General features: G+C 65.3%; 16 protein-coding genes. 12 read left to right on the top strand and 4 right to left on the bottom strand.

Going from position 1 to position 14,765, the window contains the following annotated elements:
• The first annotated feature begins 635 nt into the window (after positions 1-635).
• From ACRCUN_RS10815 to ACRCUN_RS10785, 7 genes are all read left to right on the top strand, one after another.
• Positions 636-1,109 carry an SRPBCC family protein gene (locus ACRCUN_RS10815; RefSeq protein ID WP_462141617.1) on the top strand — a complete coding sequence of 158 codons (474 nt, stop codon included), beginning with the start codon at positions 636-638 and terminating at the stop codon, positions 1,107-1,109.
• Positions 1,110-1,256: 147 nt separating this feature from the next.
• Complete coding sequence (locus ACRCUN_RS10810) at positions 1,257-1,979, top strand: cutinase family protein (protein ID WP_462141616.1); 723 nt, start codon at positions 1,257-1,259, stop codon at positions 1,977-1,979.
• A gap of 297 nt (positions 1,980-2,276) precedes the next feature.
• Positions 2,277-3,212, top strand: coding sequence for an AraC family transcriptional regulator (locus ACRCUN_RS10805; RefSeq protein WP_462141615.1), 936 nt, complete (start codon positions 2,277-2,279; stop codon positions 3,210-3,212).
• A gap of 365 nt (positions 3,213-3,577) precedes the next feature.
• Positions 3,578-3,721: a hypothetical protein gene (locus ACRCUN_RS10800; protein ID WP_462141614.1), complete on the top strand. Its 144-nt coding sequence runs from the start codon at positions 3,578-3,580 to the stop codon at positions 3,719-3,721.
• 78 nt (positions 3,722-3,799) lie between these two features.
• A complete protein-coding gene (locus ACRCUN_RS10795; RefSeq protein WP_462141613.1) occupies positions 3,800-4,231 on the top strand; it encodes a Clp protease N-terminal domain-containing protein in 432 nt (143 codons plus the stop codon).
• Positions 4,232-4,426: 195 nt separating this feature from the next.
• Positions 4,427-5,152 carry a bestrophin-like domain gene (locus tag ACRCUN_RS10790; RefSeq protein WP_462141612.1) on the top strand — a complete coding sequence of 242 codons (726 nt, stop codon included), beginning with the start codon at positions 4,427-4,429 and terminating at the stop codon, positions 5,150-5,152.
• Between the two features lie 20 nt (positions 5,153-5,172).
• The gene (locus ACRCUN_RS10785) at positions 5,173-6,216 is read left to right on the top strand and encodes a Gfo/Idh/MocA family protein (protein WP_462141611.1); all 1,044 of its coding nucleotides are present in this window, start codon (positions 5,173-5,175) and stop codon (positions 6,214-6,216) included.
• A gap of 18 nt (positions 6,217-6,234) precedes the next feature.
• Here the strand turns inward: ACRCUN_RS10785 and ACRCUN_RS10780 are convergent, their stop codons facing one another.
• Positions 6,235-6,813, bottom strand: a complete 579-nt coding sequence (locus tag ACRCUN_RS10780) for an ATPase (protein ID WP_462141610.1) — start codon at positions 6,811-6,813, stop codon at positions 6,235-6,237.
• Positions 6,814-6,847: 34 nt separating this feature from the next.
• A complete protein-coding gene (locus ACRCUN_RS10775; RefSeq protein WP_462141609.1) occupies positions 6,848-7,234 on the bottom strand; it encodes a TA system antitoxin ParD family protein in 387 nt (128 codons plus the stop codon).
• Between the two features lie 129 nt (positions 7,235-7,363).
• Between ACRCUN_RS10775 and ACRCUN_RS10770 the strand changes: the two genes are divergently transcribed.
• Positions 7,364-8,296 (top strand): NAD(P)/FAD-dependent oxidoreductase, encoded by a 933-nt coding sequence (locus tag ACRCUN_RS10770; protein ID WP_462141608.1) that lies wholly within the window; start codon positions 7,364-7,366, stop codon positions 8,294-8,296.
• Between the two features lie 9 nt (positions 8,297-8,305).
• Here ACRCUN_RS10770 and ACRCUN_RS10765 read toward each other — a convergent pair whose 3' ends face one another.
• Both ACRCUN_RS10765 and ACRCUN_RS10760 read right to left on the bottom strand, forming a co-directional pair.
• Positions 8,306-9,214 (bottom strand): alpha/beta fold hydrolase, encoded by a 909-nt coding sequence (locus ACRCUN_RS10765; RefSeq protein ID WP_462141607.1) that lies wholly within the window; start codon positions 9,212-9,214, stop codon positions 8,306-8,308.
• Positions 9,215-9,300: 86 nt separating this feature from the next.
• Positions 9,301-10,659, bottom strand: a complete 1,359-nt coding sequence (locus tag ACRCUN_RS10760) for an aldehyde dehydrogenase family protein (protein ID WP_462141606.1) — start codon at positions 10,657-10,659, stop codon at positions 9,301-9,303.
• A 92-nt stretch (positions 10,660-10,751) separates the two neighbouring features.
• Here ACRCUN_RS10760 and ACRCUN_RS10755 point away from each other — a divergent pair, with 92 nt between their 5' ends.
• The 4 genes from ACRCUN_RS10755 to ACRCUN_RS10740 are packed head-to-tail and all read left to right on the top strand — an operon-like array spanning position 10,752 to position 14,763.
• Positions 10,752-11,666, top strand: a complete 915-nt coding sequence (locus ACRCUN_RS10755; protein ID WP_462141605.1) for a DMT family transporter — start codon at positions 10,752-10,754, stop codon at positions 11,664-11,666.
• A gap of 46 nt (positions 11,667-11,712) precedes the next feature.
• Positions 11,713-12,054: a hypothetical protein gene (locus tag ACRCUN_RS10750; protein ID WP_462141604.1), complete on the top strand. Its 342-nt coding sequence runs from the start codon at positions 11,713-11,715 to the stop codon at positions 12,052-12,054.
• 49 nt (positions 12,055-12,103) lie between these two features.
• On the top strand, positions 12,104-13,087 hold the full coding sequence (locus ACRCUN_RS10745) for a TIGR03885 family FMN-dependent LLM class oxidoreductase (protein WP_462141603.1): 984 nt from the start codon (positions 12,104-12,106) through the stop codon (positions 13,085-13,087).
• Positions 13,084-14,763, top strand: a complete 1,680-nt coding sequence (locus tag ACRCUN_RS10740) for an alpha-amylase family protein (protein WP_462141602.1) — start codon at positions 13,084-13,086, stop codon at positions 14,761-14,763. The genes ACRCUN_RS10745 and ACRCUN_RS10740 overlap by 4 nt, the downstream gene beginning before the upstream one ends.
• Positions 14,764-14,765: the final 2 nt, after the last annotated feature.

Raw genomic sequence — 14,765 nt, 5'->3', positions numbered from 1 at the left:
TTAGCCGTCGCTTCGGCTTGACCTTCGACCCTGGCCATCTACAAGCCGCCAGCGCTAAACCGTCACAGTGACGATTCACCTTGCTGCCCACGGGGATGCGACTATAGCTGCGATGCAGCCGCTTTCGGCCACAGTCAACTGTGACGAGATTCCAAGCGGGCCGGTCGGCCGCATCGGACCATCCGTGTGATGCCGCGCTTCTAGATGTCGGGGTGTCATTGGTTCACCTTCCATCCGGTAACCCATATGTTGAGCCTCCCGTGGTTGTATCCCCCGCGCGCAAACCGCTCTGCTATCGAAGTCGCTAGCCTCGACACTATTGTCACTGTGACGAAAACTGCTGCGCTGCCTGGCATCTCGGGGCGTCGCGTAACGAAAATTCTGCGATGTATGAGATCGGCCCTCCGCAAGTTTCGACCACTCGTTGCGTTAATTCAGAACCCGTTAGGTGAAGCAATGCGGGCTCGATTGGCGCCCTAAGATGTGCGGCCGACGTGGGCCATCCGTTCCCCGTAGACGACGTCTTGCTTGGGAAAAGTCTGGGCGGGATCGATGTAGTCGGACAGCATGGCCAAACGACCGTGCGGATGCGTATCCCACGTAGCCCGGAGAGCCGTTCGTCTAATCTGTGCGACATGCCGCCGCCCTTGGACCTAGAGCAGTCACGTGCGATACCGATCGGGCGGGATGCGGCATTCAACGGCACGCTTGACATGCAACTACCGGTGGTATGCCGGCGTAGATACGGAATCCTCCCGCCGATCAGCCGTGTGACGGGCCAGGAAGGCAAATGGGGCGCCGTCGGACAGACCCGCACCCTCGCCTTCCGCGGTGGCGGAAGTCTTCGCGAAACGCTCACCGCCGTCGACCGACCGCGGTCGTGGAGCTACACCCTCTCGGACTTCGCCGGCCCGCTCGCAGCGCTGCTGTCGCAAATTGAGGGTGAGTTCATGTTCTCGCCCGCTGGCACAGGAACTCGGATTACCTGGCGGTACATTGTGCATGTGCGCTCCAGCCTTGCCGGACCAGTGCGCCCACTAATCGCGTGGTCCTGGCGTGGCTATGCCCGCCAAACGCTGGAGGAACTCTCCGATTTGCTCGTTGTCTGATACGGGCCTCCGCCCGGACTTGTAATCCGCTGCGCCACAATCATTGTCACGTCCTTCACCCGAAGTTGGATCGACAGCGCCTAGTGTTACGCCTCGGGGGCACGGGTCGTTCGGCGCCGTGCAAGGCCGTGGTTTGGGGAGGCGTGAATGGGCAGTGGCCTGTTGAACCGGTGGCGCTCCTGGGGTGCGATTGTCATAACGTTGGCGGGTTTGTGGACCGGCATGCCCGCCGCGACGGCAGAGCCGTGTCCCGACATCGGCGTGGCGTTCGCCAGAGGCACCGGCGAGTGGCCTGGCGTCGGAAACGTCGGACAGAGTTTCGTCGACAATTTGCGGTCGCAGGCCGTCCCGCGCACCGTCGGCGTATACGGCGTGAACTATCCGGCCAGCAGCAATTTCGCCAATAGTCTTGAATTCGAACTCAACGTCGCCGACGGCGTCCGGGATCTCGCCAACCATGTACGGGGCGTACTGTCTGTGTGCCCGAATACCAGGATGGTTCTCGGTGGGTACTCACAAGGGGCCGCCGTCACGGCGCTCACCACATCGGGTGTCGTACCCCAAGGCGTGCCTCCCGCGGCAGCGCCCGTGCCGATCGCGCCCGATCTCGCCGATCATGTCGATGCCGTCGTACTGTTCGGAAAGCCTTCGGGTCAAGCGCAGATCAAGTACGGCGTACCGGCCATCGATGTCGGTCCGCTGTATGCCGGCAAGTCGTTGGTGCTCTGCGCCCCCGGCGACACCGTGTGCAGTGGCGATGGTGCAAACGGGTCGAGCATCGCCCACGGCCAATACGGCATGAACGGAATGGCAGCTCAAGCGGCGGCGTTTGTCGTCGGCCGGCTCGCGCCACCTGCACCGGTTCTCTGACGGTCCTCCTGGGCTGAGTTACCCTGTTCGTATTCGGACTGCGGTAATTCGTCACCGCGACTAATAATGCTCGGGCGCAATGCCTTTCGTGCAACGTCGGGTTATCGACGATGGCAGGCATGTCTCGGTTGCCTCGGAAGTAGGCTGTGTCCGTATACGGCGCGTCGCCGTATGTACTACGCATGCGGCATTCCTCGGCGTGCGCTACATTTACCCCGGCGTTAGGGGGCACCGCTGCTCGTTCGCCCTGATTCGCGCAGAGCACGCAGGGAGATGCGCAGACTAGGTGGAGGTCTTATGCCACTTGCCGAATCGTATGTAGTGGAAAAACACGACACCACTGCCTTGGCGAAGGGTGACGCGACGGAGTTCTGGGCGGAGAATGTCGCTCGCCACCACGGCACCATGCGGTTTCGGTTTGCCGATGCGACCACGTTCCACGGCGGCTTCGCTCAACAGCGAGCCAGAACGCACCTCCTGGTCGACTTCTGGTCCGAGGGCATGGGCTACTCGCGCCGTGCCGCTGACGTCCGCAGAGACAGCGACGAGAGTTTGCGATTATTCGTGCCGATCGCTGGCACGACTCTCCTGACCCAGGACGGGGTCACTGCTGCGGTTGAACCGAAATTCGCCGGGGTGGTGACGAAGGCGCGCGCGTTCGACATCGCACACAGCCAGCGGGTGCGGACATGGCTGATGACGCTACCCCCCAACGTCGTACCTATGAACGCGTGCACTGGGCCTGCGTTGTTTGACGTATCCCAAGGCCTCGGGTCGGTGGTCGGCAACATGATCGCCGAACTCGGAGCTCAGCGCGAGGCATTGGATGGGAGTACATTTTCCGCTGCCTGCGACACGCTCACCGAGCTTCTCCCCCTGTGCGTGCGCCCGGGTCCCGAATTGCCCAGCACCCTGGCAACCGTGGACGCCGCAGCGCGCGAATACGTCCGCCGCCACGCTGCGGACCCCGAACTGACCCCGGCAGGGATCGCGCGGGCGTTGGGCTGGTCTTTGCGGCAGGTCCAGCTCGCTCTGCATGAGACCGGCACGTCGCCCGCGGCGCTGCTGCGCGATGAGCGACTCGACCTTGCGCGCTCGCTGCTTCGCACCGCGCCGCGCCAGCGCACTGTAGCCGACATTGCTCACTCCAGTGGCTTCCGTTCGCTAAGCGCATTCCAGGCAGGTTTCCGAGCGCGGTTCGGGATGACACCGCAGGACGCCCGAGGTTCATAGGCGGGTTTAGCCGCCTCACTCGATCGGGAGCAGGCCGCGGCGATGGCCCAGCTTTCCCCGCTGCTGTCCACATTCGACCACCCCGACAACCCGGGCAAGGCGATCTTCGAAGCAGCGGCTCATCAGCTTCGCCCGCACCGTCATCACAGAACAATCCGAACCAGTTCCCGGATCAGCGGGTGCGTTTCTTGTCACCGTACTGTTCGAACAGTCCGACGACGGCGCAGGTAGTCGACCTGAGGTGCTCCGTGGCGACCTGCGCCGGCTCCTGCTGGCGTCGCTGCCCGGCGGCACCGTGTCGTGGGGTTGCAAGCTCGCCGGCGTGCGCACGCTTCGCAGAGGTCGCCACGAATTGACGTTCGCAGATGGGCGCACCGTCACCACCGGTCTGTTGGTCGGCGCCGACGGCGCTTGGTCGCGGGTTCGCCGACTGGTTTCCGCCCGCGAGACTCTGGATCTGTGCCTCGGTGCGGGCGCCCTACGGGCTCGTCGACTACTTCACCGGCTGAATCGCGCGAAGTCCGATCAAAACGTGCTATCGCAGGCGATATCAGTCCATCAGGCGCAGAATGTGCGACGCTTGCCGCATGTTCGAGCGTTTCACCAATAGCGCGCGGCTGGCAGTCATCGGCGCCCAGAGCGAAGCTCGGTCGCTCAATCACGCCTGGATCGGGACTGAGCACATTCTGCTAGGCGTGATGGGTCGGGGCCGGGACGACTCTGTCGCTCAACTGCTCGACGCTGCGGGACTTGAGATCGACGCGGTGCGTGAACGGGTCAAGCAGATATTCGGCGTCGGCGATGAGGAGCCGCCGGGCCACATCCCATTTACCGGCCAAGCCAAGGAAGGGCTCGAGTCGTCGTTACGGGAGTCGATGCAGCTCGGCCACCCTCACATCGGGCCTGACCATATGTTGCTCGGCATATTGCTTGTCAGCGACGGCGGAGCGACGGAAGTCTTGACTCAACTAGGCGCCGACGTCGACGGACTGGTGCAAGAGATCCGGCGGCCGAAGTAGGGCGCTGCATCCGTTCACGATCGGGGCTGGCGGCTCCGCTTGCGGCGATGAGATCCATCGCGGCGCCGAAAGTCCTTACCTGGGAACACGCAATGCGCCGCCGCGCCGCCGCATTCGCTGGCATCCTTGTGCAACATGGGCGACTTTGGGCTGATCGGCGCGTGGCTCCTGCTGGGTGCCGTGATCATCGGCGGAGTGGTCATCGCGGTCGGCAGTGTGCTCATCGCCAGCCGCATCATCGCTCGTGACGCGCGGCCGGAACACAACTCGATCCTGTCGCCGTTTCTCACCGTCGTCGGGCTCATTTACGGTGCGGTGCTTGGGTTTACCGTCGTGGTCGGCTGGCAGCAGTATCTCTCGGCCGAGACAAACGTTGCGACAGAGGCGTCAATATTGAAGACGATGTACCGCCAGACCGTCGCCATGCCCCAGCCCGAGCAATCCAAGGTCCGCGAGCAGATCCGGAAATACGCCGCCGCGATGCAAGGGCCCGAATGGGGCAAGAATGAGTTCGGCAATATCAACAACGACGGCCGAGCGGCGCTCACCGCGATGTACCGCATTGTCGGCAGTGGCAAGCCCAGCGATGCGCGCAGTGCGATCAACCAGCCGTTCCTCAGCCAACTGACGGAGCTGTCGACGATTCGCAGCGCCAGAATCTTGGACGCGAAACCGCGCATCCCACCACTGTTGTGGTGCGCCTTGGTCTTCGGCGGGCTTGTCCTCATCGCGCTCACGAGCTTCATGCGGTTGGCTGACAACCGTGCTCACATCATCCTCGTCAGCGCCGTCACCATGCTGCTCGCCTTGCTGCTGTACCTCATCTTCGTACTCGACCACCCGTTCGGCCCGATGGGCGTTACGCCCCAACCATTTTCCGAGGCCTTCGTGGTGTTCGACCTGGTCGACCAGGGAACCTAGCGACGGCAGGGAGGAGAACAGTGACTGACCAACTGCGTGCAGGAATCATCGGGGCCGGTTTCATCGGCACCGTGCACGCCAATGCGGTGCGGGCTGCCGGCGGGTTGGTGACGCGGGTGGCGGCGTCCACTGCCGAGCGCTCCGCCGAGGCCGCTCGCCGACTGGGAGCCATCGGCTCAGCCGCCACCGCCGAGGAGCTGATCGATTCGGACGACGTCCAGGTCGTGCACATCTGCACCCCGAACTCGCTGCACGTGCCACTGGCCCGGCGTGCGCTTGCCGCGGGCAAGCCGCTGGTCTGCGAGAAGCCGCTCGCCACAACGCTTTCCGATGCACGATCGTTGGCCGCCGCCGCGGAGGGCGAGGTGGCCACGGTCCCCTTCGTCTACCGGTTCTACCCGGCGATCCGCGAAGCCCGGGCGCGCGTCGCGGCCGGAGAGGCCGGTCCCCTGCACCTGCTGCACGGCGCCTATCTGCAGGACTGGCAGGCCGGGGGCGCGTCGGCCGGCTGGCGGGGTGAGGACGCGGAAGGGGGCGCTTACCGGACGTTCGCCGACATCGGCGTGCACTGGTGCGATCTTGTCGAGTTCACCACTGGGCATCGGATCACCCGACTGCTGGCGCGCACCACCGGCGACGGCACGGTGACCACCGTGCTGTTCGACACCGATGCCGGTGCCTCGGGCTCGATGCTCGCCAGCCAGACGGCCATCGGCCGGCGCAACTCTTTGCGGGTGTTCCTCGAAGGTGCCGATGCGGCATACGGTTTCGACCAGGAAAATCCGGAGAACCTGTTTGTCGGCGGAATCGAGAGCAACCTCACGCTGCACCGTGGATCGCCCGCGACGTCCGCCGCTGCCTCTCGCTATTCGCTGCTTCCTCCCGGGCATCCGCAGGGCTATCAGGACTGTTTCAACGCGTTCGTCGCCGACACCTACGCCGCGATCGGCGGATCCGCTCCGGACGGTTTGCCCACGTTTGCCGACGGCGTACGCGCGGCCACGCTCGTGGATGCGGTGATCAGGTCGTCGCAGTCCTGCGCCTGGGTGGACGTGCCCGCGTGATGACGTTTGGTTCCGGCCTCAGCCCGGCCATTGGGCAACTAATGCGGCCGGCGTCCACGCCGGCCAGGTGGGCGCGCCGACGATGAATCCGCCGGCGATCTGAGCGACGATGCGCGGGCCTTTCACCGTGCTGTTGTCATAGAACGTCGCGGAATCCGAGCGCACCGCCGCGATCGCCACGAGGTCCCAAAGCCGTTGATAGCGTTCGCGAATCTTCTGCTCGGGCACGTCATGGCCACCGGCCTCGACGCGGTGTCGCACGCGCAGCACGGCAAGGTCCTCAGGGATCATGACGACGTGCAGGATGACGGTGTACCCGTCCGCGCGTGCGGCGTCGATGAGGTCCAGCTTCGACGGGTGGGAAAACACCGTTTCGGCGATGAAGGAGTCGCCGCGCTGGATGAGTTTGGTTCTGGTCTCAGCGGCAACGGCGGCCGCCTCATAGGAATGTGCGGCAGGCGAATCCGGCCAGCGGCGCTTGGCGATCTCGTCAGCGTTGACGACGGGACTGCCTGGTAACAGCGGAGCCAGAGTCAGTTCGATGAAAGTCGACTTGCCTGCGCCGTTGGATCCGACGATGAGGTCGAGGCGCTTCACCGCACGACGTACGGATGTGAACGGGCGACGATCATCACTGGTGCGTCAGTGCCGTCGTGCTGCCGTCGGGGCGATACTGCACGATCTCACCGTCGTCGTCGATCGCAACCGTCGTGATTCCGCGGGCGGCCAGGGTCTTGCCGTAGTCGGCACGACCCAGGCTCTCCTCGATGGCCGCCGAGATCTCGGCGTTGAACACGACGCCCTCCTCCACCGTCAAGGAACGCAGCGGCATCTCCCCGGTTAGGGCTGCCTCAACCCGGCGGCGCGCGGCGCTGTGCTGACTTGACACGGCCCGCCCGACGCGGGCCCAGTGGTCGAGTTGCTGTTTTGCCGACCGGCTCTGACGAGCGCCTTCGGCCGCCGCGCTGTCCATCAGATCCGCGGCGAACCGCGTCACCCGGTCTGGTGCCTCAGTCATGACAGCCTCCCGCTGTAGCAGTATGAAACGAGTGTAGCAGTCTGCTACACCCAACCGGCTGGCCGCTGATGGCCAGGAGCTCAGGATGCATGCGTTTCGATCGGCGTGTCCGAGGCAACGTATGCGGGCATGGACGACTGGGAGTGCGTCGTTGTGGGTGGCGGTGCGGCCGGACTGAGCGCCGCGTTGGTGCTCGGCCGCGCGCGTCGTCGAACCCTTGTGGTCGACGCCGGAGAACCGAGCAACCAGTCGGCACGAGGGATCGGTGGGCTGCTGGGCCACGATCGACAACCGCCGGCCGAGCTGTATGCCACGGGGCGCCGGGAGCTGGCCGAATACCCGAGCGTGCGCTATCTCTCGGGCGAGGTGGTCGATGGCAGGGCTGTGGGCGACCAGGTTGAGCTCGAGCTGGACAGCGGCGACGCGCTAACCGCACGACGCGTACTGCTGGCCACCGGCATGCAGTACTGTCCGCCGGAGCTGCCCGGGCTTGACGAGCTATGGGGCAAATCGGTCTTCCAGTGCCCGTTCTGTCACGGGTGGGAGATGCGCGACAAACGGCTCGCTGCGCTCGCTGCCGGTCACGATGCCGTCCACGCGGCGTTGATGCTGCGGGGGTGGAGCGACGACGTCGTGCTCCTCACCGACGGAGCGCCGAATCTGCCTGCGGACGAGAGGCGACGGCTGGAAACGGCCAAGGTCGACATCGACGAGCGCCGGGTCGTCGAACTGATCGGCCACGGCGGCGAGTTGACCGCAATCGCCTTCGCCGACGGCAGCCGCCTGGAACGCGACGGATTGCTCGTCGAGGCGCCGCTACGCCAGCGGTCGGGACTTGTCACGCAACTCGGTGCCGCGTGCAGTCAGGGGCCGACCGCACCGGATTCGGTCGACGTGGATGCACTGCACCGCACCACCGTGCACACCGTCTTCGCCGCTGGCGACCCGTGCACAGACCAGCCCTACCTTGCCGGCGCCATCGCGGCGGGGGCCGAGGCGGCGATGATCATCGTGCAGAGCTTGCTGGCCGACGAGTTCGGGCTCCCGTACCCCCCGGAATGACGATGCCGATCAGGGGCCGGCGGTGGTGAGAAACTCGACGGCGGCATTGATCGCGGGACGGTGCCGCAGTATTCGATAGTGCGCGAGGCGTCCGAGGCCGCGCGTGGTCACCAGGCTCGCGTGCGGCCACATCTCGCGGATCCGCTGACTCGTCTCATAGGCGCTGTCCGGGTCATCAGGGTCATGGACGAGCAGAAGCGGCGGGTTGCCGCTACGGGCGGCCACCGCGGATATGTCGGTGTCGAACAACGGCATGCCGAGTCGACGGTCGAGCCGACGATGCAGTCGGTCACGAATCCGCGGACCGAAACCGTGACGATCGGCGAAGAGGTCCAGATAGAGCGAGAAGTCGCCCATCGGCGCCAGAAACACCAGACGGTCGGCCGGCATGCCCTGAGCCACCGCAAGCGCGGCGGCCTTGGCGCCCAGCGAGTGCGCGACGATGGCGGCCGCGGACCCGTGCTCACGCACCATGGCGCGTACCGCCTCGGCGCACTCCACAATCGTGGTGCGGCCCGGCGCGAGGTCGCCCTGCTCGGACTCGTTGTGACCGGGCAGGTCGAACGCAATGACCCGGTGTCCGGCGTCGACGAGTGGCTTGACGAACACCGCCAGGTGAGCACGACATCCGCCCCATCCGTGCACCAGATAAACCGGCGCCCCCTCTCCCCATGCCTCGCCGGCGACGCGGTGCCCATTCCATGCGGCTTCTACGGGCTCCCCCGGCGATACGCCCGGCGGCATCCGCAAGCTCATCTCCACCGCGGGTGGAGTGCACCAAAGCTCGATCGCCCACCTCGCCCCGACCGCAGGCGCGAATCGCTCCAGTAGCCCGAATGCCTTGCGGACCTTCGGTTCGACCGGCGGTTCTACGCCAGAGCCGATCTCGGCGCGGTCGAGTTCGGTGTTGTGAGCCATCAGCCCCCCACGTCAGTGCACCGCGCAAGCGCCGGCCACAGTCGGTCAAAGCCCCCGGGCGATCATTTGACACGTGAGCGCATATGTCAACGAGGAGGCGACCAATGCACGACCTTCACCGCGGTCATCTCGTCCAGTAGTTCTGGACCGAATCCAAACCCACTGCCGCTCGCTCGCCGCGGTTGAGATGCACCGCCGGGCGCGCCGCCGAACACGTCGTTGATTTTCACGGTGCCAACCGGAAGGCTGCGCCACGCTTCCTGGGCATGGGCCATGTCGGGCGTCAGCACGGCCGCCGACAGCCCGTAACGGTCGTCCGCCGCCTCCGCGACAGCCGCATCGAAATTCGGCACGGTGCGAATGGGTGCGATCGGGCCGAACGTCTCTTCCTGGAACACCAGCATGTCTTTGGTGCAGTCGGCCAACACCGTCGGCGGGTAGAAGGTGCCCGGTCCATTGCCGGGCGCTCCCCCGGCCAGCACCCGCGCTCCGCGGGTGACCGCATCGTCGACGTGCCGGCTCACCTGCTGGCGCTGGCGTTCGTCGACGAGCGGACCGATGCGATCTGACCAATCGCGGGCCTCGCCGACCAAAGCATCGGTGAACGCGTCCGCCATGTCCGCCACCACGAAGATGCGCTCTATGGCGACGCAGATCTGACCCGCGTTGGCGAACGCGCCCAAGGCGGCCTGCTGGGCGGCCCACGCCGGGTCGACACCCGAATCGACGATCAGCGCATCATTGCCGCCGTTCTCCAACAGTGCTTTGGCGCCGCGCCGCGCGCACGCTTGCGCGATGGCACGCCCGGTAGCGCTGCTGCCCACATGCGCGACGACATCGACCTCATCTGCCTCGGCCAGCCGGGCGCCGACGCTGCCGTCACCGTCGACGATCTCCAGAACACCATCGGGAAGGTGTTCGGCCAACAGCTCGGCGAACCGGCGACCGGTCTTCGGGCAGCGCTCACTTGGCTTGTGCACCACGGTGTTTCCGGTAACCAGGGCGGCACCGAGTAATCCAGCTGCCACTGCCACCGGGTCATTCCATGGCGTCAGCACCGCCACCACACCGCGAGGCTCGGAGATCATGAGATCGGTCGCAGACCAACCGCCGTGCAGGCTCTTACCGCGGTGCAGCGGTCCGAGTTCGGCGTACTGGACCAATGTTCCGGCGCCGGCTTCGACACCGCCAAGCGCGTCTTGTCTCAACTTGCCGGTCTCGCGTTGGTTGAGCTCGGCCAGCTCGTCCGCGGCAGCTTTGACCGATGCCGCGGCTGCGGTGAGCGCGGCCGCGCGTTCGGCGGCCGGTGTGCGGGCCCAACCGCTCGATGCGGCGCCGGCTCGCGCAATCGCCGCTGCGCATTCGGAAGGCCCGGCTATCGGTAATTGCGCGACGAGATCACCGGTGCGCGGGTCATGAATCGTCAGTTCGAGTGTCTGAGGCACAACTTCGAGTACCCCGCCGACGCGGACATATATCTTGCCGTCTCCCGTTTATTCGGATGCGTGCTCGGCGACGTGGTTTCTACGATCGGCCGATGGTCACACACGGCGGATCGTGGTCGCGAGCGATCGCGGAAAGACCTGCGCTGATCACCGCGCTGGGCGCCCTAGGGGTGTCCGCATCGGGCCTGTTCGTTGCGCTGTCCGCTGCATCTCCGGGCACCGCGTCGTTCTTCCGGTGCGTTTTCGCTCTGCCCCTGCTGGCTCTGCCGGCCATCGCGGAACGGCGCCGCCGCGGCGCACCGACAGCACGTCATCACCGCTGTGCAGCGGCCGCAGGCATCCTGTTCGCGGCCGATGCACTTCTGTGGACGAAGGCGATTTACGAAGTGGGCGTGGGTATTACCGCAGTACTGGTCAACACCCAGGTTGTCATCGTGCCATTGCTCGCCCGGTTCATCGACGGCGAATCGCTGAGCCGTCAATTCGTCGCACTGTTGCCGGTTGTCGTCGTCGGCACGGTACTCACCGGCGGCATCCTCGAGGCAGAAGTGAAAGGCACCGCGCCTGTCGCCGGCACGGTGCACGCGGCATTGGCCGCCCTGTGCTATTCGGTTTTTCTGTTCCTGCTTCGGCGCGGAGGTGCGGACCGTCCGCCTGTCCAGTCGTACGTGACGATCATGGCGTCCGCCGCACTAGCGGCGCTTGCCGGTGGCGCACTCTGGGGCGGCGTCACACTGATGCCAGGCTGGCAAGCCACGGGATGGCTTGTGCTGACTGCGATCACCGGTCAGGTGCTGGGCTGGTTGCTCGTGGCGTTGGGCAGCCCGCTGCTGCGTGCCGTGGTCAGCTCGGCCCTGCTCCTGTTGACACCGATCGGCGCTCTGGCGCTTGCGGCCGTGTTCCTCCGGCAAGTGCCATCGACGGGGCAATGGGTCGGCTGCATCTTGATTCTGGGCAGCGCCTACCTCATCACCGTAAGGAGCTCTGCAGTCAGGTCGGGCGCCTGACGCCACGGTGTTACGTTTGAAGTGCATCAGTGAAGGGGCTGTCGACGTGGAACGCAGGACGCGGGCCCGGCCTGCCAAGCGATGCGGCGCAGCGGTAACCGCAGCGCTTGTCGCCGTGTCCATGACGACCGCGTGCGGTGCCGCGTCGGATGAGCTCTCCGCGCCGCGGAATTCCGTGACGACGCTGCCGGTGCCACCCAATCTGCCGCCTTTCCCGCTGCCGAGTGACATTCCGGCGGTTCCGTTGCCGAGCGATGTTCCGAATGTGCAGCTCCCGAACGACGTCCCACGCGTGCAGCTACCTGGCGACATTCCCCGCGTCGAGCTGCCCGCGGACATCCCGCCGGTGCAGCTGCCGTCGGCCATACCCCCGATCCCGTTTCCCTGACGCCGGCCGCGTTTGCGACACGCGGGTCAATAACGGGTACACCGACCTCATGACCGTCATCGGCTTCCACTGCTCGCACGAGCAGATCAGTCCCGCTCAGTTGCTTCACGACGTGCAGCACGCCGAGCAGGCCGGCTTCACCGCGGCAATGTCGTCCGACCACTTCAGCCCGTGGAGCGAGCGGCAAGGCGAATCGGGTTTCGCCTGGTCTTTCCTCGGCGCCGCGCTGGCCACCACAAACTTGCCTTTCGGTGTCGTCAACGCGCCCGGGCAGCGCTATCACCCCGCGATCATCGCTCAGGCGATCGCGACGCTGGCCCAGATGTTCCCGGGCAGATTTTGGGCAGCCCTCGGTTCGGGAGAGGCGTCGAACGAGCGCGTCACTGGCGAGGCCTGGCCGCGCAAGGACGTGCGCGACCAACGCCTCGTCGAGTGCGTCGACGTCATCCGGCGTCTACTCGGCGGCGACGAGGTCAGCCACGACGGCCTCGTGCACGTCAACCGGGCGAAACTGTGGACACTGCCCGACACGGTCCCCGACCTCGTCGGTCCGGCCGTCACACCCGAGACGGCGGCACGTCACGCCGTGTGGGCCGACGGGTTGGTGACCGTCAACCAGTCGAAGGATGCGCTGCGAAAGGTCCTCGACGCGTATCGCGTGGCAGGCGGCCGAGGTCCGGCCCGCCTGCAAATCCACCTCAGTTGGGCGCCCACCGACGAGCAAGCCCTCGCCATTGCCCACGACCAATGGCGCAGCAATGTTTTCAGCCCCCCGATCTGCTGGGACCTGGAATCGGTCGACGCGTTCGACGTCGTCAGTGCGTATGTCACCCCCGATCAGGTGATGAAGTCCGTGAATGTGTCCGGAGACCTGGGCCGCCACTGCCAGTGGCTCCACGAGTACATCGAGCAAGGGTGGGACGAGTTGTATCTGCACTTCGTCGGCCAACAGCAGCGCGGCTTCATCGACGCATTCGGCGAAAACGTCCTGCCTCAGCTCTCCCCCACCGCGCCGCAGGAGGTCAGCGCATGAGACGGGCCGACACCGGTGACCTGTGGTGGAAGAACGCGGTGTTCTACTGCGCCGACATCGAGACCTTCTACGACTGGAACGGCGACGGCACCGGCGACATCCGCGGCATGACCGAGCGCATCGAGTACCTGTTCGACCTCGGCGTGACGTGCCTGTGGCTCATGCCCTTCTACCCGACCGCCCGCAAAGACGACGGCTACGACATCACTGACTTCTTCGGTGTCGATCCGCGCCTGGGAACCCTGGGTGACTTCGTTGAGTTGGTGCGCACCGCGAAGGCGAGCGGTATCCGGGTGATCATCGATTTCGTCATGAACCACACATCGGACCATCACCCGTGGTTCAAGTCCGCCCGCCGCAGTAAGGACGATCCCTATCGGGATTACTTCGTGTGGAGCGCTACCGAGCCCAAGTCGAGCCGCAAAGACGTTGTCTTCCCGGACCAGGAGGACAGCCTCTGGGAGCTCGATCCGAAGACCGACGAGTGGTACCTACACCATTTCTACAAACATCAGCCAGACCTCAATGTCGAGAATCCACAGGTGCAGGAAGAGATTTCACGCACCCTGGGCTTCTGGCTGGAACTCGGTGTATCGGGTTTCCGGGTCGATGCGGTGCCTTTCCTCTTCGCGAAGGACACCGTCCCGGGCGGCCCAGGAACGTTCGATCCCAACCAATACCTCGGCGACGTACGCAATTTCGTCACCCGCCGGCTCGGGGATGCCGTTCTGCTCGGCGAGGTCAATGTTCCCTACAAAGACCAGCAGACGTTCTTCGGCGGGCCCGACGGTGACGGCCTCAACATGCAGTTCGACTTCATCGGCATGCAGAACTTCTACCTCTCGCTCGCCCGCGGTGACGCCGGTCCGCTGGCCAAGACGCTGCAGCAGCGGCCGCACCTCGACATCACCAGTCAATGGGCCAATTTCGTGCGCAACCATGACGAGCTGACGCTCGACAAACTGAGCGACGATGAGCGCCAAGAGGTTTTCGACGCGTTCGGCCCGGACGAGGACATGCAGCTCTACGGTCGCGGGCTTCGCCGCAGGCTGCCCGCCATGCTCGGTGGCGACACTCAGCGCATGAAGATGGCCTACTCGCTGGCGTTCTCGCTGCCGGGCACACCCGTGCTGTTCTACGGCGAAGAGATCGGCATGGCCGAAAACCTCGATGTACCAGGCCGGTTCGCAGTACGCACGCCGATGCAATGGACCGGAGACGTGAACGGCGGATTTTCGAAGGCGGACAAACGCCGGCTCTGTCGTCGGCTGCCGGACGGCCTGTACGGCCCGGAACGCATCAACGCCGCGGATCAGCGCCACGATCACGAATCGTTCTGGTGGTTCATGCGCAACCTCATCTACACCTACCGCCAGCAGCCGGAGATCGGCTGGTCAACTCTGGAAATTCTCGAGCAGTCGAATCCAGCGGTGCTGGCCCACGTGTGCCGTGAGGAGTCGGGCTGGACGATGGTGGCGTTACACAATTTCGGCGCGGACGGCTGTCTGGTGCCCGTCCAGCTCGATGACGTACCGCCGGGCTCGATGCTGGTGGATCTGCTCGACGGGCTCGCAGAACACCAACTCGATTCCGGTTGCCGAGCCGAGTTGAGCCTGCCACCGTACGGGTATCGGTGGTTGAGGCTGCGCAGACCCGAAGAACCGCCGATCATCTGAAC

The organism is Mycobacterium venezuelense, from assembly GCF_054919535.1.
The sequence above is the reverse complement of the archived record's forward strand: the minus strand, read 5'-3'. Positions and strand labels throughout refer to the sequence as shown.

Coding starts and splice junctions, on each gene's coding strand:
- ACRCUN_RS10815 (WP_462141617.1), top strand. CDS start 636: ATGCCGCCGCCCTTGGACCTAGAGCAGTCACGTGCGATACCGATCGGG.
- ACRCUN_RS10810 (WP_462141616.1), top strand. CDS start 1,257: ATGGGCAGTGGCCTGTTGAACCGGTGGCGCTCCTGGGGTGCGATTGTC.
- ACRCUN_RS10805 (WP_462141615.1), top strand. CDS start 2,277: ATGCCACTTGCCGAATCGTATGTAGTGGAAAAACACGACACCACTGCC.
- ACRCUN_RS10800 (WP_462141614.1), top strand. CDS start 3,578: ATGGGCGCACCGTCACCACCGGTCTGTTGGTCGGCGCCGACGGCGCTT.
- ACRCUN_RS10795 (WP_462141613.1), top strand. CDS start 3,800: ATGTTCGAGCGTTTCACCAATAGCGCGCGGCTGGCAGTCATCGGCGCC.
- ACRCUN_RS10775 (WP_462141609.1), bottom strand. CDS start 7,234: ATGACTGAGGCACCAGACCGGGTGACGCGGTTCGCCGCGGATCTGATG.
- ACRCUN_RS10770 (WP_462141608.1), top strand. CDS start 7,364: ATGGACGACTGGGAGTGCGTCGTTGTGGGTGGCGGTGCGGCCGGACTG.
- ACRCUN_RS10765 (WP_462141607.1), bottom strand. CDS start 9,214: ATGGCTCACAACACCGAACTCGACCGCGCCGAGATCGGCTCTGGCGTA.
- ACRCUN_RS10755 (WP_462141605.1), top strand. CDS start 10,752: ATGGTCACACACGGCGGATCGTGGTCGCGAGCGATCGCGGAAAGACCT.
- ACRCUN_RS10745 (WP_462141603.1), top strand. CDS start 12,104: ATGACCGTCATCGGCTTCCACTGCTCGCACGAGCAGATCAGTCCCGCT.
- ACRCUN_RS10740 (WP_462141602.1), top strand. CDS start 13,084: ATGAGACGGGCCGACACCGGTGACCTGTGGTGGAAGAACGCGGTGTTC.